The organism is Streptomyces sp. CA-243310, assembly GCF_050936775.1.
Taxonomy (GTDB): Bacteria; Actinomycetota; Actinomycetes; order Streptomycetales; family Streptomycetaceae; genus Streptomyces.
In genome coordinates, this window is the sequence record NZ_JBNJMF010000001.1 from 1,445,721 (window position 1) to 1,469,767 (window position 24,047).

Genomic DNA, 24,047 nt, shown 5'->3' on the forward strand with positions numbered 1-24,047 from the left:
GTGCCCCCCGCCTCCCCGACCGAGCCGATCCGTGAACTGGCCGCCCTGCTGCGGGCCGCCGGACTCGACCCGTCCGCCGAGGAACTGGCCGACGCCCTGTGGCTGGCCGGGCGGACCGCGGGACCACCGGGGGAGCCCGGCACCCGGCCCGCGCGCGTGCGCCGCTCACGGACACCGGCGCGGACCGAGTCGACGCGACCACCCCGGACGCCGGAGCCCGAACGGGAGGACAGCGACCCGGAGGACCCGGTCACGCTGTATCCGGCGGGCCGCCGGTCCCCCGGCGCCGAGGTCGAGGTCGAGGCCCCGGCGGGGTTGCCCGTACGGGTGCCCGGAGCGACCGCGCTGCCCAGGATCATGGACGTCCAACGGGCCCTGCGCGCCCTGCAACGGCGCCGGCCCGCCGCGCCGGCCACCCGTACCGTGCTCGACGAGGCGGCCACCGCGGAGGCCAGCGCCCGGGCGCTCGGGCTGGTCATCCCCGTGCTGCGGTCCGACAGCCGACGCGAGGCCACCGTCCGGCTCGTGATGGACGCCTCCCCGTCGATGGCGGTCTGGCAGGACCTGTTCGACGAACTGCGCTCCGTGTGCGAACGCCTGGGCGCCTTCCGGGACGTACAGGTCCACTACCTGCACCGGCTCGGCGACGGGACGGCGCTCATCGGACGCGGCCCCTCGCCGGGAGGCGCACTGCGGTCCGGGGAACAACTGCGGGACCCCACCGGGCGGACCCTGACCATGGTGGTCTCCGACTGCGCCGGCCCCGTGTGGCGCGAGGGCGAGGCGCAGCGGCTCCTGTACCGGTGGGCCGAGTGCGCCCCCTGCGTCGTCGTACAGCCGCTGCCCCAGCGGTTGTGGGGCCGCAGCTGGCTGCCCACCGAACGCGGGGAGCTGTCCCGGGTCGAGGGCTGCGGGCGCCGGCTGCGGTTCCGCCCGGAACGGCCGCCCCGCCCCGGCCGCCCCACCGGCGGGCTGACCGTGCCCGTCCTGCCGCCCCACGCCCACGCCCTGGGAGCCTGGGCCCGGCTCGTCGCCGGCCTCGGCACCGGGCCCGTGCCCGCCGAGGTCGGCCGGGTCCTCGCCGACCATCCGGCGGCCCCCGCACCGCCGCCCCGGGCCGCACGACCGCCGCGCGAGCTGGTGAGCCGCTTCCGCTCGTCGGCATCCCCCGGAGCCGTACAGCTCGCCGTCTACCTCGCCGCGGCGCCGCTCACCCTGCCCGTGATGCGGCTCGTGCAGCGCACGATGCTCCCCGACTCGGAGCCCTCCGACCTCGCCGAGGTGCTGCTGAGCGGGCTGCTGCGGCGGGGGCCGGACAGCGGCTGGTACACGTTCGTGCCGGGCGTGCGGGACGTGCTGCTGGGGCCGCTGGGGCGGGACGAGGCCGCCCTGGTCCTCAAACACTGCTCGGAGTACGTCCTGGCCCACTTCGGGCGGGGCGTGCGCAACTTCCCCGCGCTGGCCGTCTCCCAGCTCACCGGCGCGGCGGTGGACTCCGCCGAGGAACGGATGCCCGCCGGCCGGCTCCCGCAGGCCTTCGCCCAGGTGTCGGCGAAGGTCGTACGGCGCTACCTGCCCGGCCCGCCGCCCGACCCGGCCGAGGCCCCGCCGCCGCCCGCGACACCCGCCGCCGACGCGCGGGAGCGGGCCCTGCGGACCGCCCTGGCCCGGCCGCTCGACGGCGGACAGCGCGGACTGTACGAGACCGTCACCCTGCTGCGCCGGGCGGTGGCCGCCCCGCCCGGACCCGACGACCCGCCGGGCGAGGCCGAGGCCGAACTGGCCGGGGCCCTGCTGCGGCTGTGGGCCCTCCAGCGGGACCCGGAACTGCTCGCGGAGGCCGAGCGGGCCGTCGAGGGACAGGCCGCCGCCCGGGCCCGCGCCCTGCGGGGCCGGGTGCTGTACGAACGGGCGCTCGCCGGCGTCGCGCCGGACGGCGGGCGTCCCGACGGCGCGCTGCTGGAGGCGGCGGACCGGGAGTTCACGGCCGCCGGCGCCGCGCCGGAAGTCGACCGGGCGCTGCGCCTGGACTGCGCCGTGCGCCGGGCCCGCACCCTGGTCCGGCTCGGCGAACTGCGCCACGACCCGGGGGCGCTGCGCGAGGCACGGGCCGCGCTGGAGGCGCTCGCCGACCCCGCCGACGCCGGGGACGCCGAGGCGCGCCGGGGCCGGGAACTCGGGCGGGTCCTGCTGGCCCTGCTGCCCCACACCCCCGACCCGACGGAGCGCGCGGCGCTGGCCGAGGAGGCCGCCGCCCGCCTCACCGCCGACCCGCGGGCCGAACCGGAGGCACGCGCCCGGGTGCGCGTCGAGCGCGCCGCGGCCCTGAGCCACCTGCCCGGACGCCTGGAGGAGGCCGCCGGGGAACTGGCCACCGCGCTGACCGAGACCGGCGAGGCCGGACCGCGGGTGGCCGCGCTGGTGTGCCTGGCCCGCGTGCACCGGGCGCGGTACGCGCGGGACGCGGACCCGCGGGCGCTGGAGGACGCGGCCGAGGCGTACGGACGGGCCCGTCGGCTGATCCCCCGCGACGGTGACGCCTTCGGGGAACTGCTCCCCGAGTGGGGCGACGCGCTCCTGGACCGGGCACGGGCGCCCGACGCCGAAGCCCACCGGTTCGCGTCGACCGCGGTGCGGGTGCTGCGCGAGAGCCGGGCCGCCGTGCCCCAGTCCGACCCGCGCGCCGGGCACCGGCTGCGCCGCCTCGCCGCGGGCCTGCGGCTGCGGCACGCCTACGAGGGCGACGTGGTGGACCTGCGCGAGGCGGAGTACCTGTTGGAACTGGCCGCCCGGCACGGCCGAGGCCCGCTGGAGCGGGCCTCGGCCTGGCGCGAGCACGGTGACGTCCAGCGGGAGATCCACGGGCACACCCGGGCCGTCGACCGGCTCGACCGGGCGGCGGACTCCTACCGCCGGGCCTGGCGGGAGGCATCGGAGACCGAACCGGGGCCGGACCGGGAGGCGGCGCTCCGGCTGGCGGTGCGGGCACAGGAGCTGCGGGGGGAGGTGCTGGAGCGGCTGGCCCGGCCGCGCGCCGCACTCGACGCGTACCGCTCCGCGGTGGAGTTGTGGCAGGGCCTCGGGGGCGGGGACGCCGAGCGACGGACCGAGCGGCTCCGGGCCCGCATCCGTGTCCTGGAGGCCGGGCTGTGACCGCGTCCGGCACGCCGGTGCGACCGGTCCGGGCCGGTCCCGGCGGGCGGCGGGGGGAAGAGGGCCGGCGAGCGTCCGGCCCGGGACACGACAGGGGGGCGGACGAGAGATGGTGACGGGACGACAGGAGGCGACGGCCGGTGTCCGGAGGTGCCCCGGGCGGTTGCCGGACCTGTCCGGGCTGGATCTGACCGCGTTGCGGGAGATCGAGCATCCGGTGCTGGCCGAGGTGATCAAGGGCATGGTCGAGCGGGTCACCCACCCCGCCGAGATCCTGAACGCCTTCGACTCGGGCATCACCTGACGCGCACCCACCATGGCCGACGGCCATGGGAGTTGACCACTTTCCGCCGTTAGTCCGGGCCGTCCGAAGGGCAGGGATGCACCGTCCCGGGGGTCCCCCCGGCGGTAGCCGGGGGAGGGAGGCGCAGGCGATGAGGCGAGCGACCACGAGCGATGTCGTGCCGGCGCAACGGTCGACCCGCGCCCTCCCCGCAGGTCACGCGCACCACGCCCCCTGGCCCTACGCCCGGCTCGACGTGCCCGCCCTGCGTGCGGCGGGCCACCGACCGCACCCGATACGGCAGTTCGTGCTCAAGACGCACAGCCGCTGCAACCTCGCCTGCACCTACTGCTACGTCTACGAGATGGCCGATCAGAGCTGGCGCGGACGCCCCCCGCTGATGACGCCCACGACCGCACGCCATGCCGCCGAACGGATCGCCGAGCACGCCGCCGCCCACGACCTGACCCGCGTCGACCTCGTCCTGCACGGCGGCGAACCGCTGCTCGGCGCGCCCGAGGAGCTGGCCGCCCCCGTCGAGGCCGTCCGGGCCGCCGCCGGCCCCCGCGTGCGGGTCACCGCGACCGTGCAGACCAACGGCACCCTGCTCACCCGGGGCCGGCTCGCCGCGCTCGCCGCCGCCGGCATCCGCGTCGGAGTCAGCCTCGACGGCGGACTGCCCGCGCACAACGCCCGCCGGGTGGACCACGCCGGACGGCCCGGCTTCGGGGCCGCCGCCCGGGGGCTGCGGCTGCTCGCCCGGCACCCGGAGAGCTACGCCGGGGTGCTGTGCGTCGTCGACGTCACGCAGGACCCGCTGGAGGTGTACTCCTCGCTGCTCGGCTTCGCACCGCCCACCCTCGGCCTGCTGCTGCCCCTGGCCAACTGGAACGACCCGCCCCCGGGCAGCGCCCCGCATACCACCCCGTACGCCGACTGGCTGCTCGCCGTCTTCGAGCGCTGGTGGCACGACGGGGCGCGACGGACCCGCATCCGGATCTTCGAGGAGATCATCGCCCTGCTCCTCGGCCTGCCCGAGGCCACCGAGACCCTCGGACTGGCCCCCGCGACCACCGCCGTGATCGAGACGGACGGCGCCATCGAACAGGCCGACTCGCTGAAGTCGGCCTACGAGGGCGCCGCCGCCACCGGACTCCACGTCGAACACCACAGCTTCGACGAACTGCTCGACCATCCCGGACTCGCCGCCCGCCAGCTCGGACGGGACGCGCTCGCGCCGGGCTGCCGCGCCTGCGAACTCGTCGAGGTGTGCGGAGGCGGCCACTACCCGCACCGCTACCGGGAGGGCGAGGGCTTCCGCCGGCCGTCCGTCTACTGCGCGGACCTCCAGGTCCTCATCCGGCACGTCGCCCGGGCGCTGCACACCGCCGCGGGACGGGCCGCCTCATGAGCGAGGACCCCCACCCCCCGGCGGGCGCCGGCCTCGCCCCGTTCGCCGTCAGCTCCCACACCCTGCGCGCCCTCGCCTCCACCGAACCCTCCGCCGAGGGAACCCGCCTGGTCCGCGACGTCCGCAGGTCCAAGCGACTGCTCCTGCTGCGGGCCGTGCTCGACGCCGCACCCGGCGCCGAGACCGCCGACCACTGGGCGCTGCTGGAGGAGGCCGAGCGGCACGATCCCGACGCGGCACGGGACGTACTGCACTACCCCGCCACCGGGGTCTGGGCCGAGGAGACCCTGCGCCGGCTCCACGACCCGCACGGACCCGCACCCGACCTGGGCCACCTCGGGGCGCTCGCCGCCGCCGCCGCGCTGCGCTCCGGCATCACCTTCAAGACCACCCTGCGCCCCGTGCACGGCCGGCTCGTCCTGCCGACCCTCGGCCTGCTGCGGCCCGACCGCCCCGGCCCGCTCGCCGTCACCGAACGCTCCTGGGAGACCGCCGTGGACGCCGTGCCCCTGCACGGGCTGCCCGGCGGCCGGACCGCCCTCGACGACCTCGACCCGTACCGGGCGCCCTCGGGGCCCCCGGCCCCCGTGCGCCCCGCCCGGCGGCTCACCCCCAAGGGGCACAAGCGCTGGGACACCCAGTGGTCCGGCGCGCTCACCCTGCTGGGCCGCTACGACGCCGGCCGCGCCGACGAGATGGGCCGCCTCCTGCGCTCCGTCGTCCCGCTGGCCGGCGGTTCCCGCTCCAGCGGCGCCACCCTGCCCGCCGCCGCGGGCTCCGTGCTCGCCCGGACGCAGGCCCCGCCCGCCCTCGCCGCCACCCTGGTCCACGAGGTCCAGCACGGGAAGCTGACCGCCCTCGCCGACGTCCTGACCCTGCACACCGCCGACCGCACCCCCTGCCATTGGGCGCCCTGGCGCAGCGACCCGCGCCCCCTGGACGGGCTGCTGCACGGGGCGTACGCCCACCTGGCCCTGGCCGGCTACTGGCAACGCGCCGCCCTGTACGGGGCGCGGGGCGCCTGGGCCCGGCACGCCCGGGTCCGCGCCCAGGTGGCCGCCGTGCTGCCCGCGCTGCGCGGGCATCCCCGACTCACGCCCACCGGGCGCGAGTTCACCGACGGCATGGCCGCAGCCGAACGCGCGATGGACGAACTGCCGCCGCCCGGAAACCAGTACGCCACGGCCCGCCGGACCCTGGAGCGCGAACGCCTCGCCTGGTGCGAGAACCACCCCGAACTCACCGACTTCGCCGAGGGCTGACGAACCGTCCGCTGCGGTACCTTTCAAACCCGTCCACCGCCCGGATTCCAGGGAGACGGCCGCATGACGACCGGTATGCGCCACGACCGCGACGGAGCCCCGCAGCCGCAACGCTTCGTCATCAGCTTCGCGGGATTCAACCGCCCCTGGGCCGTGTGGATCGCCCACCGCCTGGAGGAGCACGGCCACCGCGTGGCCCTGCAGCGCTGGGACCCGCAGGCCGGCCGCGGCCTCACCGAGGCCCTGGAGGACCTGGCCCGCTCCGGCGGCCGGATCCTGGTCGTCCTCAGCGAGCGCTACTTCTCCGCGGGCACCCGCACCGACGAGGAGTGGAACGCGGCCCTGCGCACCGTCACCGGCGCCCACCCCGACCGGTTCGCGGCCGTCTGCCTCACCGACTCCCCGCTGCCCAGCGCCGTCGCCGCGCTGGAGAAGACCGACCTGTGGGGCCTGGACGCGTACGAGGCCGAGTACCGCGTCCTGCGCCGACTGGAGCTGCCCACCGACCGGATCGGCACCGAGAGCGGTCGCCGCGGCCCCCGCTTCCCCAACGACCCCCCGGAGGTCTGGGGCCGCGTCCCGCGCCGCAACCCCCGCTTCACCGGCCGCAACGACGTCATCGGCGCCCTGCGGTCCGCCCTCACCGAGGCACCCCCCGGCGCGTCCACCGTCACCCTGCTGGGGCTCTCCGGCGTCGGCAAGACCCAGGTGGCCACCGAGTACGCCTACCGCTTCGCCTCCGAGTACGACGTGGTGTGGTGGGTCCCCGCCGAGGACCGGCCCACCCTGCGCGAACGTCTCGCCGACCTGGCCCCCGCCCTCGACCTGCCGCGCGGCGCGGGCAGTTACGGCGAGCAGATCCGGGCCGTGCTGGAGGCGCTGCGGCGCGGCACCCCCTACCACCGCTGGCTGCTGGTCTTCGACGGCTGCGACCACCCCGACGACCTCATCGACCTGCTGCCGTCCGGCGCCGGCGACGTCATCATCACCTCCCGCAACCGCGAGTGGGCCGCCCGGCACACGAGCCTCGTCGAAGTCCCCCTCTACGCCCGGCCCGAGTCCGTCACCTTCATCCGCCGCCGGGCCCGCCGGCTCTCCGGTGACGAGGCCGACCGGCTCGCGGAGGCCCTGGAGGACTACCCGCTGGCCCTCGACCAGACCGCGGGCTGGCTCGCGGACTCACCGCTCGGCGTCGGCGAGTACCTCACCCTGCTCCGACGCCGGCTGGACACCCACGAGGCCGTCACCCTCTCCGACGACTACCCGCTGCCCTTCCCCACGGCGCTCGCGATCCTGCTCAACAACGTCCGGGAGAACTTCCCCGACGCCCTCGCGCTGCTGCGCCTGTTCGTCTTCTTCGCCCCGGGCCGGGTCCCGCTGCGCCTGCTGCGCGAGTTCCCCGCCGCCGACGTCCCCGAACACCTCGCCGGCCTGATCAACGACCAGATCCGCTGGAACGCCGCCCTCAACAAGCTCGTGCAGTTCTCCGTGGTCCGCCTGGAGTACTCCGACCTGTCCGTCGAGGAGGGCGGCGGCGGTCTGGAGACCGTCCAACTGCACCGCATGGTCCACAACATCGTCCGCGACGACCTCGGCGAGGAGGAGGCCGAGCAGCTCTCCCGCGCCGTCCGCCAGGTCCTCGCCGCCGCCGACCCGGGCCGGCCCACCGACTCCCGGCTCTGGCCCCGGTACGCCGAACTCATCCCGCACCTGGAGACAGCCGGCGTCCTGACCAGCACGAACCCCGGCATCCAGAACTTCCTGCTGCACTGCCTGCGCTACCTGATCCTCGCCGGGGAGTACCGCACCTGCCTGCGGCTCGCCGAGGAGACCGACGGCGCCTGGCGGTCCATGCTCGGCGAGGACCACGACCAGGTCCGCGAACTCAGCTACCACCACGGCGGCGCCCTGCGCATGCTCGGCCACTTCCGCCGGGCCGAGGTCCTCGCCAAGTCGGTCGCGGACCGGCTCGTCGAGGAACGCGGCGACCGCGACCTGGAGACCCTGCGCGCGACCAGCACGTACGCGGGAGTGCTGCTCGGCACCGCCAAGTTCGAACAGGCCCGCCTGCTGCTGGAACACGCCTTCACCACGTACCGCGAACTGCTCGGCGAGGACGACTCCACCACCCTCAACGCCCAGAACAACGTCGCCGTCGCCCTGCGCCTCCTCGGCCGCTACCAGGAGGCGTACGACACCGACCTCGACACCCTGCGCCGCCGCGAACGGGTCCTGCGGGTACGCCACATCGCCACCCTCTCCTCCGGCATCGGCTGCGCCATGGGCCTGCGGCTCATGGGCCGCTACCGCGAGGCGCAGGCCCGCCAGGAACAGGGGCTCAAACTCAACGCCCAGGTCCTCGGCCCCAACCATCCGCAGACCCTGCGCGCCGAACACAACCTCGGCATGTGCCTGCGCCGCGCCGGCGACATCCCCGGCGCCGGCGCCCGCCTGCGCGGCGTCCTGGAACGCTCGACCCGGGTGTTCGGCGCCGAGTTCCCCTGGACCCTGATGGTCGCCTCCGACTACGCCACCTACCTGCGCGAGTACGGGGACGTCGGCGAGGCCCGCCGGATCTCCGAGGAGGTCGTGCGCGGCTACCAGTCACAACTGGGCCTGGCCCACCCGTACAGCATCGGCACCGTCGGCAACCTCGGCCTGGTGCTCCGCGCCCAGGGCGAACGGGAGGAGGCCCTCAACCTCGCCGAACAGGCCCTCGTCGGCATGCGGGGCGCGCTCGGCGACCGCCACCCCTGGACGCTGGGCTGCGCCCTGAACGCCACCGGACACCGCAACATCACCGGACGGCTGGAGGACGCCGTGGACCTCAGCCGGGAGACCCTGCGGGCCGCAGGGCAGGTGTTGGGGCCCGACCACCCCATGACCCTGAGCGCCGAGATCGCCCTCGCCGCCGACCTGCGGGCCGTCCGGGAGGACGTGGAGGCGTCCAAGCACGAGGACGCCGGGCTGCGGGCGCTGATGCGCACCCTCGGGCCGCAGCACGTCCACACCGTGTCCGCACGCCAACAGACCCGCCCCTACTGGGACTTCGAACCCCAGCCGTAGACCGCGACCGGGGCTCCGGCCGCGACCGGGGACGCCGGAAGGCCCGGACCCCCTCAGGGGTCCGGGCCTTCACGGTTCGGGCAGGTGCGGCGATCAGGCCTCGAAGACCTCGTTCAGCAGCAGCTGCTGCTCCGCCTGGTGACGCTTCGCGGAACCCACCGCCGGGGACGAACCGTGCGGACGCGACACGCGCCGCAGCCGCTCGCCGGCCGGGATGTCCGCGCCGACCGCCAGGTCGAGGTGGTCGATCAGGTTCAGCGCGATGAACGGCCACGCACCCTGGTTCGCCGGCTCCTCCTGCGCCCAGATGTACTTCGCCGCGTTCGGGAACTTGGCGATCTCCGCCTGGAGCTCCGCGCCCGGAAGCGGGTACAGACGCTCGATGCGCAGGATCGCGGTGTCCGTGACGCCGCGCTTCTCCCGCTCGGCCTCCAGGTCGTAGTAGACCTTGCCGGAGCAGAAGACGACCTTGCGGATCGCGTTCGGGTCACCCTCTCCGGAGGAGAGCCGGGTGTCCCCGATGACCGGACGGAACGAACCCTCGGTGAACTCCTCCGCCTTCGACGCCGCCGCCTTCAGACGCAGCATCGACTTCGGGGTGAAGACGATGAGCGGCTTGTGGTGCGGGTTGTGGACCTGCCAGCGCAGCAGGTGGAAGTAGTTCGACGGCAGGGTCGGCATCGCGACCGTCATGTTGTCCTGCGCGCACATCTGGAGGAAGCGCTCGGGACGCGCGGACGAGTGGTCCGGGCCCTGGCCCTCGTAGCCGTGCGGCAGCAGCAGCGTGACGCCGGACGTCTGGCCCCACTTCTGCTCGGCCGAGGAGATGAACTCGTCGACGACGGTCTGCGCGCCGTTGACGAAGTCACCGAACTGGGCCTCCCAGAGGACCAGCGCGTCCGGACGGGCCAGCGAGTAGCCGTACTCGAAGCCCATGGCCGCGTACTCGGAGAGCAGCGAGTCGTAGACGTTGTAGCGGGCCTGGTCGTCCGACAGGTACAGCAGCGGGGTGTAGTCCTCGCCGGTCTCCCGGTCGATGAGGACCGCGTGACGCTGACCGAAGGTGCCGCGGCGGGAGTCCTGACCGGACAGCCGGACCGGGGTGCCCTCCATCAGCAGCGAACCGAAGGCCAGGGTCTCGCCCATGCCCCAGTCGATCGTGCCCTCGTCGATCATGGACGCGCGGCGCTGGAGCTGCGGCAGCAGACGCGGGTGCACGGTGACCGTGTCGGGGATGTTGACCTGGGCCTCGGCGATCCGCTTCACGACCTCCTGCGAGACCGCGGTGTTCACCGCGACCGGGAAGTTGGCGGTGGGCGCCGGGACCTGCGGGGCGGCGGCGGGCTGCGTGGCGGCCTCGCGGACCTCCGCGAAGACCTTCTCCAACTGGCCCTGGAAGTCCTGGAGCGCCTGCTCGGCCTCTTCCAGGGTGATGTCGCCGCGACCGATGAGGGACTCGGTGTAGAGCTTGCGCACCGAGCGCTTCTTGTCGATCAGGTCGTACATCAGCGGCTGGGTGAACGCCGGGTTGTCGGACTCGTTGTGGCCGCGACGGCGGTAGCAGATGAGGTCGATGACCACGTCCTTGTTGAACGCCTGACGGAACTCGAAGGCGAGCCGCGCGATGCGGACCACGGCCTCCGGGTCGTCGCCGTTCACGTGGAAGATCGGCGCCTCGATCATGCGGGCCACGTCGGTCGCGTACATCGAGGAACGCGAGGACTCCGGGGCGGCGGTGAAGCCGACCTGGTTGTTGATGACCACGTGCACGGTGCCGCCGGTGCGGTAGCCGCGCAACTGCGACATGTTCAGCGTCTCGGCGACCACACCCTGGCCGGCGAAGGCCGCGTCGCCGTGCAGGGCCAGCGGCAGGACGGTGAAGTCCGTGCCGCCCTTGTTGATGACGTCCTGCTTGGCGCGGGCGACACCCTCCAGGACCGGGTCCACGGCCTCCAGGTGGGAGGGGTTCGCGACGAGCGAGACCTTGATCTGCTCGCCGTCCAGGCCCGTGAAGGTGCCCTCGGCGCCCAGGTGGTACTTGACGTCGCCGGAGCCGTGCATCGACTTCGGGTCGAGGTTGCCCTCGAACTCGCGGAAGATCTGCGCGTACGACTTGCCGACGATGTTGGCCAGGACGTTCAGCCGGCCGCGGTGGGCCATGCCGATGACGACCTCTTCGAGGCGGGCCTCGGCGGCCGAGTCGATGACGGCGTCGAGCAGCGGGATGACGGACTCGCCGCCCTCCAGGGAGAACCGCTTCTGGCCGACGTACTTCGTCTGCAGGAAGGTCTCGAAGGCCTCCGCCGCGTTCAGCCGGCGCAGGATGCGCAGCTGCTCCTCGCGCTCCGGCTTGGAGTGCGGGCGCTCGATGCGGTCCTGGATCCAGCGGCGCTGCTTCGGGTCCTGGATGTGCATGAACTCGACGCCGGTGGTGCGGCAGTACGAGTCGCGCAGCACGCCGAGGATGTCGCGGAGCTTCATCATCGACTTGCCGGAGAAGCCGCCGACCGCGAACTCGCGCTCCAGGTCCCACAGGGTGAGGCCGTGCTCGGTGATGTCGAGGTCGGGGTGCTTGCGCTGCTTGTACTCCAGCGGGTCGGTGTCGGCCATGACGTGGCCGCGGACCCGGTAGGAGTGGATCAGCTCGAAGACGCGGGCGGCCTTCGTGACGTCGTCGTCGTGCGAGGCGTCGATGTCCCGGAGCCAGCGGACCGGCTCGTACGGGATGCGCAGCGCCTCGAAGACGTCGTCGTAGAAGCCGCTCTCGCCCAGCAGCAGGTTCGCGACGATGCGCAGGAACTCGCCGGAGGCCGCGCCCTGGATGACCCGGTGGTCGTAGGTCGAGGTCAGGGTCATGACCTTGGAGATGCCCAGCTTGTTCAGGGTGTCCTGCGAGGTGCCCTGGAACTCGGCGGGGTAGTCCATGGAGCCGACGCCCATGATGACCGACTGCCCGGGCATCAGGCGGGGCACGGAGTGCACGGTGCCCAGACCGCCGGGGTTGGTCAGCGAGACGGTGACGCCCGTGAAGTCGTCCATCGTCAGCTTGCCGACGCGGGCGCGACGGACGATGTCCTCGTACGCCTGCCAGAACTCGAAGAAGTTGAGGGTCTCGGCCTTCTTGATGCCGGCGACGACGAGCTGACGGTCGCCGTTCGGCTTCACCAGGTCGATCGCCAGACCGAAGTTGATGTGCTGCGGCTTGACCAGGGTCGGCTTGCCGTCCTTCTCCGCGAAGGAGTGGTTCATGGCCGGCATGGCCTTGATCGCCTGCACCATCGCGTAGCCGATGAGGTGCGTGAAGGAGATCTTCCCGCCCCGGGCGCGCTTGAGGTGGTTGTTGATGACGATGCGGTTGTCGAACAGCAGCTTCACCGGGACGGCGCGGACGGACGTGGCCGTCGGGACGTCGAGGGAGGCGTTCATGTTCTTCGCCACGGCAGCGGCGGGGCCGCGGAGCGTCACCAGCTCGGGGCCCGAGGGGGCCTCGGTGGCAGGCGCGGCCTTGGGGGCTGCGGGAGCGGGCGCGGCGGCAGCCGGAGCCTGAGCGGAGGGCGCGGCCGGTGCGGCGGCCTGGGCCTGGGAGGTGACAGTCACGGCAGGGGCACCAGAGGGGGTGGCAGGAGCAGGGGCAGGAGCTGGCACAGGCGTGGTCGCGGCCGAGGGCGCGGCGTCAGCCGCTCTCACGGCACCGGTGCTCGCACCGGCGCTCGCCGCCCCCGTGGCGGCCGCGACGGGGGCCTGCGGGGCCTGGGCGGCGGGGCTGGCGGCCTGTGCGGAGGCGCCATCCTTCGTCGTCGGGGACTTCTCGGGACCGTCGGCCTTGGCGGGGGCTGCTGCGCCCCCGGGCTTGTAGTCGGCGAAGAAGTCCCACCAGGCCCGGTCGACCGAGTTCGGGTCCTGGAGGTACTGCTGATAGATCTCGTCGACGAGCCACTCATTGGCACCGAAGCCTGAGGCAGGGGTCTTCCCGCCCTCTGCTGCTTCGGTCGTGGTGCTCGAGTTACTGGGGGACTGTGGCGACACGGCGGCAACCGCCCTCTTCCGCTTCACAAGGTATGGACAGCGGGAATAAAGGCTACGCCTCCCCGGGCGTCCGATGCAGGCCGGGCGGGACTTACGTCGCGCAGGTCACATCGAAAGGCGGGTTTCACCGCTTGGAATGGCGGGAAACAAGCGTGGTTCGGGTAGGGGACACCGTGGTTGCGGCCCCCTTGGCTTCGCACCCCTGACGGACCCCGGCGCGTGTGGCCGAGATCATGTCCTTCCCACTCGAACCCTACGTCAACGCGATGCCTGGGAGCTGCCCGGAAGCGTGACGAGGATGCGGCAGCCGCGTGACGATTCGGCCACTCCGATCTGCCCCCCGTGCAGGCCGACGGCCCAGCGGGCGATGGCCAGGCCCAGTCCGGTACCCCCGTCGCCGCCCCCGGAATTGCCCCGGTTGAACCGCTCGAAGACCCGGTGCCACTCGGATTCGGGGATCCCGGGACCCTCGTCCCGCACCTCCAGGTCCAGGCTCCCGGGCGCGTCGCCGGCCCGGGCCCGGACCGTGACCCGGCCGTGCGGGGGGCTGTGCTTGACCGCGTTGTCGATCAGGTTCGCCACCACCTGGTGCAGGCGTTCCGCATCGGCGTACGCCGTCAGTTCGAACGGGAACACGTCCAGGTGCAGGTGGACGTCGTTGCGGGTGTGCCCGCCCGAACCGGTGGTCAGGCCCGGCCGCCCGGCCGCCGCCAGCCCCGACTCCTTGAGCACCCCCGACAGGTACGGCCACACCTCGAACCGGCGGGCCCGCAGCGGGACCACCCCGTTGTCCACACGCGACAGGTCCAGCAGGGTCTCCACCAGCCGGCCCAGGCGTTCCGTCTGCTTCAGCATCGTCCGCATGGTCTCCGGATCGGCGGCCGAAACCCCGTCGACCACGTTCTCCAGGACCGCCCGCAGGGCCGCGATCGGCGTGCGCAGTTCGTGGGAGACGTTGGCGACCAGCTCCTTGCGGTGCCGGTCCACGGCCTCCAGGTCGTCCGCCATCAGGTTGATCGTCGCGGCCAGGTCGCCCAGCTCGTCGCGGCGCCCCGCCTCGCGCACCCGGCGCGTGTAGTCCCCGTGGGAGATCGCCCGGGCCACCGTGGTCATGTCGTCCAGCGGCGCCGTCAGGCCGTGCGCCACGAACTGGGTGATCAGCATCGAGGCGATCACCGAGAACACCGTGATGAACCGCAGCTCGGTGTCCGTGCGCAGGGCCACCAGCAGCAGGCCCGTGGTGATGAAGACCGACACCACGACGAGCGTGCCCAGCTTCGTCTTGATCGAGAACGGCGAGTACGGCCGCAGCCCGCCGCCCGGCTGCCGCTGGCTCACGGCTGGGCCGGGGTCTCCAGGGCGTACCCGACGCCGTGGACCGTGCGGATCCGTTCCGCGCCGATCTTGCGGCGCAGCGCCTTGATGTGGCTGTCGACGGTACGGGTCCCGGACGCGTCGGCCCAGTCCCACACCTCCGCCAGCAACTGCTCCCGGGAGAGGACCGCCCGCGGCGTGCCGGCCAGGCACACCAGGAGGTCGAACTCCGTCGGTGTCAGGTGCACGTCCTCGGTGTGCACGCGGACCCGGCGCTGCGCGTGGTCGATCTCCAGATCGCCCAGGCGCAGGGTGGCCCCGCGCGGGGCGGTCGCGGCCAGTGTGGCCCGCTCCACCCGTCTCAGCAGTACGTGGACCCGTGCGGCCAGCTCGCGCATCGAGAACGGTTTCGTCATGTAGTCGTCCGCCCCGACCCCGAGGCCGACCAGCATGTCGGTCTCGTCGTCCCGGGCGGTGAGCATCAGCACCGGCACCGGGCGCTGTGCCTGCACCCGACGGCAGACCTCCAGCCCGTCGAAGCCGGGCAGCATGACGTCGAGCACCAGCAGCTCGGGCAGCCAGCTCTCGGCCGCCGAGACGGCGGCAGGGCCGTCGTGGGCGGCCTGGACCTGGAAGCCCTCGGCGCGCAGCCGGGCCGCGATGGCGTCGGCGATGGTGCGGTCGTCCTCGACCACGAGCACGCGCCGCTGGGCGCCTGGGGTGGCCGCGGCGCCGTTGTGGGTGGTGTGTGTCTGTTCCATGTCCCGCCCCTGAAGAACCCGCGTGATGGGGTGCAGCGTAGAGGAGGCGCAGGCCTGCGGCCATGTGGGGCCGACCGGAGCCCCGTGAGAGGTGGACGACGTCCGGGACACCTCGGGCGACTCGCACTTCTTCCGTCCGTACCGACTCGAATCCGGCATTCCGCAGGGCCTGTCCGAAGGTCGCGAACGATCGCGCGGACCCGACCGCGAGCGCCCCGCCGGTGGTCGGGCGGGCCCGGCGGGCGGCGAGGTCCGCGGCGGCGAGGGAGGAGCCGACGCCGAGACCGCCGACGAGCACGGCCGGGCCCGGCGGGGACGGGACCCCGAACGCCGCCTCGATCACAGGGCGTTCGGAGCGGCCTTCCGAAGTGTCCCTCGGGGAGCAGCCGTTGACGATGCTCTCGTGCGCCTCCCGCGCCGGGCGACACCGGCTCCCCGTCCGCCCCCTCAGTCCTCGAACGGGGGCAGCGCGTCCAACACCCGCGTCAGGGCGATGGGCACCGAGCCGTCGCCGGTCGTCACCTCGAAGCCCCCGTGGACGAAGGCGTAGGTGAACCCGTCGAACACGGTCCCGCTCTTCGACGTCCGGGGCAGCCGGGCGAAGTCGGCCTCCCGGAGCGCGGCGCGCAGCGTGTCGAGTTGAGGGCCCGTCAGCCTTCCCCGGCCGACCTCCTTCGCCCGCCCGTCCAGCCGGGTCCAGGAGCCGTCGCCCCCGATCACCAGGGTGCCGGTGCGGCCGGCGAAGCCGCCGCTGCGGGTGACCCGGACCAGGGTCGCGGCCGGGGAGGTGACGCGGGGCGAGGGGGCCGGGGCCGTGCCGGTGGGACCGGGACCGGGGCTCGTCGGATCGCCGGGGGCGGACGCGCTCGGGCCGCCGGCGGACGGGGTGCCGGTGGTCGGGGTCGCGGGTGACGAAGCGCCGACCGTCGCCGTTTCCGTGTGCCGGGCGGCCGGTTCCTCGCCGGCGCCGCACCCGCCGAGCAGCGCGGCGGCCAGTACCGCGCCGAGCACCGCGCCCGATACCGTCGTCGTCCGTTCCGCCCGTCCCGCTCGCCCTGCGCGCACGCCACACCCCCGCGGGAATTCGGCCGACCCGGACCCCGAGTATGGAGTCCGCACCCGTCACGCGGAAGCACCCGGAGGCCGACATCAGCCGCGACACCGCCCGCACGGCCCTCTGGCGGTGGGTGCCCCCGCTCGTCGCCGTCGCCCTGGGGCTCTGGTCCCTGGAACGTGGTCCGGCCGGCGGCAGCATGTGGCGCGACGAGTCCGTCACCGTGCAGGTGGCGCACCGCCCCCTGGGCGACCTGTGGGCGCTCCTCGGGCAGGTCGACGCCGTCCACGGGCTCCACTACCTGCTCATGCACGGTGTGTTCGCCCTGTGGGACGGCGGCCTGTGGGCGCTGCGCCTGCCGTCCGTCGCCGCCACCGCCCTGGCCGCCGCCGGGGTGGCCGCGATGGCCCACCGGTTGGCGGGGGAGCGGGCCGCGCTGTACGCCGGGACCGTCTACGCCGTCCTGCCGCCCGTGCAGATGTACGCGCAGGAGGGACGCTCGTACGCGTTCGTCGCCTGCGCCGTGGTGTGGGCCGGCCACCTGATGCTGTGTGAGCGGTGGGCGGCGTACACGACGGTGCTGCTGCTCGGCTGCTGGCTTCACGAGTTCGCCGTACTGGCCCTGCTCGCGCACGGCTGCGTCGCCCGGCGCTCGCGCGGTTGGCGGTGGAGCGCCGTCGTCGTCGTGGTCGCGCTGCTGCCGCTGGCCCGGGTGAGCGCGGCGCAGGCCGAGCGGCAGTTGGGCTGGCTCGGTCGGCCGAGCCTGCGGGACTGGGCGGCGTACGGGGTGCTCGTGCTCGCGGTGGCACTGCTCGCCCGGGGGACGTCGGTGCCCCGCGAACTCGTCCGCGTCGCCGTGCCGCTCGCGCTGCTGCCGCCCGGGCTGCTGCTGCTCGTCTCGCTCGCGCACCCCTGGTACGTCGACCGGTACGTCCTCTACGCGCTGACCGGGCTCGCCCTGCTCGCCGGAACCCGGCTCGCGACCGCGCGCGGGCTCCGGCCCTGGGTGCTGACGGCCGCGCTGCTCGTGCCGTTCGGCTGGTGGTCGGTGTGGCTGCGGACCCCGGAGAGCCGCAAGGACGACGTGCTCGCGGTGGCGGCCGCCGTCCGGGAACGGGCCCGGCCCGGGGACGCCGTGCTGTTCATGCCGTCCCGGCGCCGCGAGTGGCTGCTGTCCTCGCCCGCCGTGTACGCCCCCCTGCGCGACCTCGCCCTGGACCGCTCCCCGACCGCCTCGCGGAGCCTGTGGGGCACGGAGGCCGACCCGGACGAGATCCGGACGCGGTTGGCGGGCGCTCCCCGGGTGGTGGCCCTGCTGGACCCGGAGGGGCAACCCCTGGACCCGTACCCGGCGGAGGTCGCGAAGCGGGAGGCGCTGGCCGCCGGGTACGTGCAGTGCTCGCAGACGCGGGTGCGGGGCGCGCGGATCGTGGTCTACGCGGCCCGGGGCCCGGCCGGCGGCTGCGACCGGGACTGAGGCCGGGGCTGAGGCCGTGACCGTGACCGGGGTGCGGCTCGCGGCCGGCCGGTGCGTGCGACGGCCCGAGTGGCCCGCCGGGGAGGGTGGTTGGATGGGAGGCGGGTCGGACCGCCGAGCCCGTGGACCACGCTGCCGGAGGCGCCGCATGACCGTGTCCGAGAACCCCCCGGGCCCCCTCGTCGGGACCGCCTGGGCGGCCGCCCGGCTCGGCGAGCCCGACCTGGTCGTCCTCGACGCCTCCGTCGCCCCCCACCGCGGCCTCGACCGACGGATCCCGGGCGCCCGACCCTTCGACCTCGACGGCGCCCTGTCCGACCACACGACGGGGCTCCCGCACACGATGCCCGCCCCCGCCGACTTCGAACGCGCGATGCGGGACCTCGGCCTCGACGACCGGGCCACGGTCGTCGTGTACGACGCCGCGGGCCTCCATTCGAGCGCCCGTGCCTGGTGGATGCTGCGCGCCATGGGCTTCGACCGGGCCGCCGTCCTGGACGGCGGACTGCCCGCGTGGGAAGCCGACGGCCTGCCCGTGGAACACACCCGCCCCGGGTACGACGGCCCCCGCGGCACCTTCACCGCCCGGCCCCGCGCCGGACTGCTGGTGGACGCCGCCGCCGTCACCGACGTCCTGGCCGACCCGGCGGCGGCCGTCCTGGACGCCCGCACCCGGGAACGATTCGCGGGCACCGCCCCCGAACCCCGCCCCGGGCTGCGCGGCGGACACATGCCGGGCGCCCTGAACCTGCCCTTCGGCGACCTCAAGGGGCCGGACGGCCTGATGCGTCCCGCCGCGGAACTCCACGAGACCTTCGCGGAGTTGGCGGGCGACCGGGAACGCCTGTACCTCAGCTGCGGGTCGGGGGTGACCGCCTGCGTGCTCGCGCTCGGCGCCGAACTCGCCGGGTACCGGGACCTCGCGGTGTACGACGGCTCCTGGAGCGAGTGGGGAATGCCGTCCAACCGGCCGGTGACGAACGGGGGTTAACCCCACCCGGACCCCGGGTACCGGCCCCATCGCCCCGCGGCCGACGCCTCGACAGACTGGCGTCATGCCTTCCCACACCGCGCCCGCCGCCCGCCCCCGTGCACTCGCCCGGGCCTCCCGACCCGCCCGCACCGCAGCCGCGGCCTGCGCCGTCGTCGGCACGCTCCTCCTCACGGGGTGCTCACTGACCGCGCACACCATGAAGACCGCGAGCGCCGACGCCACCGTCCCCGAGGCCGTCACCGCGGTCGAGATCACGGGCGCCCGGCACGGCTCCATCGAGGTGACGCCGGGGAGCGGCCCGGGCGTCACCGTCCACCGCACCGTCCACTACCGGGGCGACACGGCGCCCCGGCCGGAGCAGCACGTCTCCGGGGGCCTGCTCACCTTCGACACCGGCTGCACCGGCAGTTGCTACGTCGACTACCGCCTGGAGGTGCCGGCCTCCGCGACGGTCAAGCTCGAAAGCAGCAGCGGGCGCGTCACGGTGACCGGGGTGGCGGCGGCCGACGTCGAGACCTCCTCGGGCGACGTGAAGGTGGACCGCATCGCGGGCGCGCTGAAGGCCCGTACGTCCTCCGGCGACATCACCGGCTCGGCCCTGGCCGGCCCGGGAGCCGACATCCGCTCCGCGTCCGGCGACGCCCGCCTGACCTTCGCCACGTCCCCGAACTCGGTGGCCGCCGAGACCGGCTCGGGCAACGTCACCCTGACGGTGCCGTCGGCGCCCTACCGGGTCGACGTCTCCACCACCTCGGGCGACCGCCGCGTCGCCCTGCCCACCGACCCGTCGGCCGACGCCCGCCTCGCGGTGAGGACCACCTCGGGCGACGTCAGCGTCTCGGCGGCCTGAGGGGGCGGGGATCGGCGGGGAACCGGGCGGGGGCCGATCGCCTGATCAAGCCCCCGATGGAGCACTGGGGACAACCCCACACGGCTCTCCGGCACAGGCCTCGCAGGGGTGTTCGCCCCCGGCGAACGGTGGTGGGGGAACATCGGGGGGCTCATCGGCATTGAGTCGGCATAGCTCAACTTCACTGCCGGAGGGAAGATCATGGCTTCGACGTCCGTATCGCTCACCCTGCCCGTACTGCCGCTCGACGACGAGGTCGTGCTGCCCGGGATGGTCGTCCCGCTGGACCTGTCCGACGCCGACGTGCGGGCGGCCGTGGAGGCCGCCCAGGCCGCCGCGGGCAGCGGGAAGCCCCGGGTGCTGCTCGTGCCGCGGATCGACGGACAGTACGCGGGCACCGGTGTGCTCGGAACGGTCGAGCAGGTGGGACGGCTCTCCGACGGGGACCCGGGCGCGCTCATCCGGGGGCGCGGACGCGTCCGCATCGGCGCCGGGACCACCGGGCCCGGGGCCGCGCTCTGGGTCGAGGGCGAGACCGTCGAGGAGTCGGTGCCCGAGCCGCTGCCCGGCGCCGTCACCGAGCTCGTCAAGGAGTACAAGGCCCTCGCCACCAGCTGGCTCAAGAAGCGCGGCGCCTGGCAGGTCGTGGACCGGGTGCAGCAGATCGAGGGGGTGTCGGCGCTCGCCGACAACTCCGGCTACTCGCCCTTCCTGACCCTGGCCCAGAAGGTGGAACTGCTGGAGACGGCCGACCCCGTCGCCCGGCTCCGGCTCGCGGTCAAGGCGCTGAGCGACCACCTGGCCGAGCAGGACGTCGCCGAGTCCATCGCCAAGGACGTCCAGGACGGCGTCGACAAGCAGCAGCGCGAGTTCCTGCTGAGGCGGCAGTTGGAGGCGGTGCGCAAGGAACTGCGCGAACTGAACGGCGAGAAGGACGGCGAGGAGTCCGACGACTACCGCGTCCGCGTCGAGGCCGCCGACCTGCCGGAGAAGGTACGGGAGGCCGCCCTCAAGGAAGTCGAGAAGCTGGAGCGTTCCAGCGACCAGTCGCCCGAGGGCTCCTGGATCCGCACCTGGCTCGACACCGTGCTGGAACTGCCCTGGAACGAGCGCACCGAGGACGAGTACGACATCCGCGGCGCCCGGGCCGTGCTCGACGCCGAGCACGCCGGACTGAGTGACGTGAAGGACCGCATCACCGAGTACCTGGCGGTCCGCAAGCGGCGCTCCGAGCGCGGCATGGGCGTCATCGGCGGGCGGCGCGGCGGGGCCGTGCTGGCCCTCGTGGGCCCGCCCGGGGTGGGAAAGACCAGCCTCGGCGAGAGCGTGGCCCACGCGATGGGCCGCAAGTTCGTGCGCGTCGCCCTCGGCGGCGTACGGGACGAGGCCGAGATCCGCGGCCACCGGCGGACCTACGTCGGCGCGCTGCCCGGCCGGATCGTGCGGGCGATCAAGGAGGCCGGCTCGATGAACCCGGTCGTCCTCCTGGACGAGATCGACAAGGTCGGCTCCGACTTCCGGGGCGACCCGGCCGCCGCCCTGCTGGAGGTCCTCGACCCCGCCCAGAACCACACGTTCCGGGACCACTACCTGGAGGTCGAACTGGACCTCAGCGACGTGGTCTTCCTGGCCACCGCCAACGTCCTGGAGGCCATCCCGGAAGCCCTCGCCGACCGCATGGAGCTGGTCCGTCTCGACGGCTACACCGAGGACGAGAAGGTCGTCATCGCCCGCGACCACCTGCTGCCCCGCCAGCTGGAGCGCGCCGGTCTCGGCGCCGACGAGGTGGTCCTGGAGGAGGACGCCCTGCGCAGGCTCGCCGGCGAGTACACCCGAGAGGCGGGCGTACGGACCCTGGAGCGCTCCCTCGCGCGGCTGCTGCGCAAGGTGGCCTCGCAGCACGAGCTGGAAGAACGGAAGCTGCCGTTCCACATCGGCGCCGGCGACCTGCGGGCGCTCATCGGGCGACCGCACCACGTCCCGGAGTCCGCGCAGGACCCCGCCGAGCGGCGCACCGCCGTGCCCGGCGTGGCCACCGGCCTCGCCGTGACCGGGGCCGGCGGCGACGTCCTGTACGTAGAGGCCTCCCTGGCCGACCCGGAGACCGGCGCCGCCGGGCTGACCCTGACCGGCCAGCTGGGCGACGTGATGAAGGAGTCCGCGCAGATCGCGCTGAGCTTCCTGCGCTCGCACGGCGCGGAACTGGAACTGCCGGTCGCCGACCTGAAGGACCGGGGCGTGCACATCCACTTCCCGGCCGGCGCGGTCCCCAAGGACGGACCGAGCGCGGGCATCACCATGACGACCGCGCTGGCCTCGCTGCTGTCGGGCCGCCAGGTCCGCACCGACGTCGCCATGACCGGCGAGGTCTCGCTGACCGGGCGGGTGCTGCCCATCGGCGGGGTCAAGCAGAAGCTGCTCGCCGCGCACCGGGCGGGCCTGACCACCGTGATCATCCCCAAGCGCAACGAGGCCGACCTGGACGACGTCCCGGCCGAGGTGCTGGAGGGGCTGGAGGTACACCCGGTGACGGATGTCCGCCAGGTGCTGGAGCTGGCCCTGGCCGGAGCGGAGGTCCCGGCCGCGGTGGCCGCCTGATCCGGCACACGGACGGCCCGGCGCCCCGCTTCGGCGGGGCCCCGGGCCGTCGGCGTACCCGCTGCGAAATACTGACCGGGCGGACACACACCGCGACGGGACCACCATCGACAGGAGCCGGACGTGCACGGGAGTGAAGACCAGGAGTTCCTTGCCCTGGAGCGGGAGCTGTCCGTCTTCCTCCGGCGGGCCCGGGCCTCCTCCGGCGAGATGGCCCGCGCACTTCACCCGGAGCTGGAGCCGGCCGCGTACGGACTGCTGGTGCGGCTGGAGGCGGCGGGGCGCCAGCGGGCCACGGAACTGGCCGCGTACTTCGGGGTGGGCAAGGCCACGATGAGCCGTCAGCTGCGGGCCCTGGAGGTGCTCGGGCTGGTGGCCCGCGAACCGGACCCGGCCGACGGCCGGGCCTTCCTGGTCGGGCTCACGGAGGAGGGGCGGGCGCGGTTCCTGCGGGTGCGGGGGGCACGGCGCGAGCAGTACATGCGCAAGCTCGCCGACTGGGATCGGGGGGAGGTCGCGGAACTCGCTCGACTGCTCAACCAGTTGAACCAGGGCGCGGACTCGGAATAGCCGGACCCGCGTTCCCGTCGCCGTCGCCGTCGCCGGCGCCCGTCACAGGTCCCGCGCCACGGCTCCCGTGCCACGGCCCCCGTTCACGGCCCCCGTTCACAGCTCCGCGTACACCGCGGACGCGTCGTCGTGGCGTTTGTGGCGGCCCGACGGGCGGGCGGGGTCGCGCTCCAGGGCGCGCACGCGGGCGATCAGCGCCTGCGCGCCCTCCTTGCGGAGCACTCCCAGGCAGGCCGCCCAGTCGCCCTCCCCGAAGGTGTCCGTCCAACGGCTCGCGCCGTCCGTGAGGGCGGCCAGGGCCCGCACCTCGGAGCGCGGGGTCCGCCCGGTGACCGCGCGGCCCGCCACCTCAGGATCGGCCGCGGCCGTGAAGAACCCGCCCTCGACGTTGCGCAGCGCGTCCGCGGCGGCCACCGAGCGCAGCGCCTCGCGCGGCACCCGGTCCAGTCGGTCGTCGAGAACGGCGCGGACCCCACCGCCCCGGGTGTGGAGCAGCAGGACGGAGTCCGACAGCACGAGGTGTTCCACGGTCGCCCCGTCCCAGCGGGCCACGACCACCGTCGCCTGTGGCGTTCGTGCGTGAGAAAGGTCACAGGTGCCCCGGTGGGCCTCGGCGGTGCTCTCGATGGACGCCGCCAGGATCCGGTCCAGCGGCATGTCCTTCCGCGATCCGGACAGTTCGGTCAATCGCCCGCCGAGGCGGGCCACGAACCAGGGCACACCGTGCACGCACCCGTCGTCCCCGCGCGGTGGGGTCACCCCGTCGAGGGCCACCACGACGCCGCCGCCCGACGTGGGCATCGCGGCCGACAGCCAGTCCTCATTGGGGCGTTCCGGGTTCCCGGGAGCCGTCGCCAGGTCGATGCGCATACGGACATTCTGCCTGTGGGGGTGTCGGCGGGCCGCTCCGGGCGGTCGCGCGCCGAACCCCGGCCCGAGGAAGGTCCGTACCGGCGGGTGGGGCGTGTGGCGGGCGGTACCGGGCCGGCCCGGCGGTGCGGGCGCGCATCTTGCCAAAGCGCGCAGCCATCTTTCAACCACCCGTCCACGGTCGGACCCTGACGGACGCCGCCCGAGTTGGTCGCCAACTGTTCCTTGATGTTCACTCCTTCGAGTGGCCGGGTGGGCGATGTACGGCTCTCTTCCCAACACACTGCAATGGTCTGAGGCGGTACGAGGGGGCAGGGAGCGTTTACTTGTTGACCGGCCGTTACCTCGGCCACACGAG

General features: G+C 74.2%; 15 protein-coding genes. 10 read left to right on the forward strand and 5 right to left on the reverse strand.

Annotated features, from left to right (window positions below; translation table 11 throughout):
- From ACQEVM_RS06915 to fxsT, 5 genes are all read left to right on the forward strand, one after another.
- Positions 1-3,153 carry an SAV_2336 N-terminal domain-related protein gene (locus ACQEVM_RS06915; protein ID WP_433076087.1) on the forward strand — a complete coding sequence of 1,051 codons (3,153 nt, stop codon included), beginning with the start codon at positions 1-3 and terminating at the stop codon, positions 3,151-3,153.
- A 163-nt stretch (positions 3,154-3,316) separates the two neighbouring features.
- Complete coding sequence (fxsA, locus tag ACQEVM_RS06920; protein ID WP_433076089.1) at positions 3,317-3,457, forward strand: FxSxx-COOH cyclophane-containing RiPP peptide; 141 nt, start codon at positions 3,317-3,319, stop codon at positions 3,455-3,457.
- A 130-nt stretch (positions 3,458-3,587) separates the two neighbouring features.
- Positions 3,588-4,847 carry an FxsB family cyclophane-forming radical SAM/SPASM peptide maturase gene (locus ACQEVM_RS06925; protein ID WP_433076091.1) on the forward strand — a complete coding sequence of 420 codons (1,260 nt, stop codon included), beginning with the start codon at positions 3,588-3,590 and terminating at the stop codon, positions 4,845-4,847.
- Positions 4,844-6,109 carry an HEXXH motif domain-containing protein gene (locus ACQEVM_RS06930; protein ID WP_433076093.1) on the forward strand — a complete coding sequence of 422 codons (1,266 nt, stop codon included), beginning with the start codon at positions 4,844-4,846 and terminating at the stop codon, positions 6,107-6,109. Before ACQEVM_RS06925 ends, ACQEVM_RS06930 begins: the two co-directional genes overlap by 4 nt.
- A 63-nt stretch (positions 6,110-6,172) precedes the next feature.
- Entirely contained in the window at positions 6,173-9,175 is a 3,003-nt protein-coding gene (fxsT, locus tag ACQEVM_RS06935; protein WP_433076095.1) for an FxSxx-COOH system tetratricopeptide repeat protein, read from the forward strand.
- A 93-nt stretch (positions 9,176-9,268) separates the two neighbouring features.
- On the opposite strand, the gene ACQEVM_RS06940 is transcribed toward fxsT, so the two are convergent.
- The 4 genes from ACQEVM_RS06940 to ACQEVM_RS06955 form a co-directional block, all read right to left on the reverse strand.
- Positions 9,269-13,201, reverse strand: a complete 3,933-nt coding sequence (locus ACQEVM_RS06940) for a multifunctional oxoglutarate decarboxylase/oxoglutarate dehydrogenase thiamine pyrophosphate-binding subunit/dihydrolipoyllysine-residue succinyltransferase subunit (RefSeq protein WP_433076097.1) — start codon at positions 13,199-13,201, stop codon at positions 9,269-9,271.
- 258 nt (positions 13,202-13,459) lie between these two features.
- On the reverse strand, positions 13,460-14,539 hold the full coding sequence (locus tag ACQEVM_RS06945; protein WP_433076099.1) for a HAMP domain-containing sensor histidine kinase: 1,080 nt from the start codon (positions 14,537-14,539) through the stop codon (positions 13,460-13,462).
- The gene (locus tag ACQEVM_RS06950) at positions 14,536-15,276 is read right to left on the reverse strand and encodes a response regulator transcription factor (protein ID WP_053676466.1); all 741 of its coding nucleotides are present in this window, start codon (positions 15,274-15,276) and stop codon (positions 14,536-14,538) included. Before ACQEVM_RS06950 ends, ACQEVM_RS06945 begins: the two co-directional genes overlap by 4 nt.
- A 447-nt stretch (positions 15,277-15,723) precedes the next feature.
- Positions 15,724-16,341, reverse strand: a complete 618-nt coding sequence (locus ACQEVM_RS06955) for a hypothetical protein (RefSeq protein ID WP_433076102.1) — start codon at positions 16,339-16,341, stop codon at positions 15,724-15,726.
- Positions 16,342-16,382: 41 nt separating this feature from the next.
- On the opposite strand from ACQEVM_RS06955, the gene ACQEVM_RS06960 reads away from it, so the two are divergent.
- From ACQEVM_RS06960 to ACQEVM_RS06980, 5 genes are all read left to right on the forward strand, one after another.
- A complete protein-coding gene (locus ACQEVM_RS06960; protein ID WP_433076104.1) occupies positions 16,383-17,807 on the forward strand; it encodes a glycosyltransferase family 39 protein in 1,425 nt (474 codons plus the stop codon).
- A 148-nt stretch (positions 17,808-17,955) separates the two neighbouring features.
- Entirely contained in the window at positions 17,956-18,798 is an 843-nt protein-coding gene (locus ACQEVM_RS06965; RefSeq protein WP_433076106.1) for a sulfurtransferase, read from the forward strand.
- Between the two features lie 64 nt (positions 18,799-18,862).
- Positions 18,863-19,651: a DUF4097 family beta strand repeat-containing protein gene (locus ACQEVM_RS06970; RefSeq protein WP_433076108.1), complete on the forward strand. Its 789-nt coding sequence runs from the start codon at positions 18,863-18,865 to the stop codon at positions 19,649-19,651.
- Positions 19,652-19,852: 201 nt separating this feature from the next.
- On the forward strand, positions 19,853-22,249 hold the full coding sequence (lon, locus tag ACQEVM_RS06975) for an endopeptidase La (protein ID WP_433076110.1): 2,397 nt from the start codon (positions 19,853-19,855) through the stop codon (positions 22,247-22,249).
- Between the two features lie 123 nt (positions 22,250-22,372).
- Positions 22,373-22,819: a MarR family winged helix-turn-helix transcriptional regulator gene (locus ACQEVM_RS06980; RefSeq protein ID WP_053676472.1), complete on the forward strand. Its 447-nt coding sequence runs from the start codon at positions 22,373-22,375 to the stop codon at positions 22,817-22,819.
- Positions 22,820-22,915: 96 nt separating this feature from the next.
- On the opposite strand, the gene ACQEVM_RS06985 is transcribed toward ACQEVM_RS06980, so the two are convergent.
- Positions 22,916-23,689, reverse strand: a complete 774-nt coding sequence (locus ACQEVM_RS06985; protein WP_433076112.1) for a hypothetical protein — start codon at positions 23,687-23,689, stop codon at positions 22,916-22,918.
- Positions 23,690-24,047: the final 358 nt, after the last annotated feature.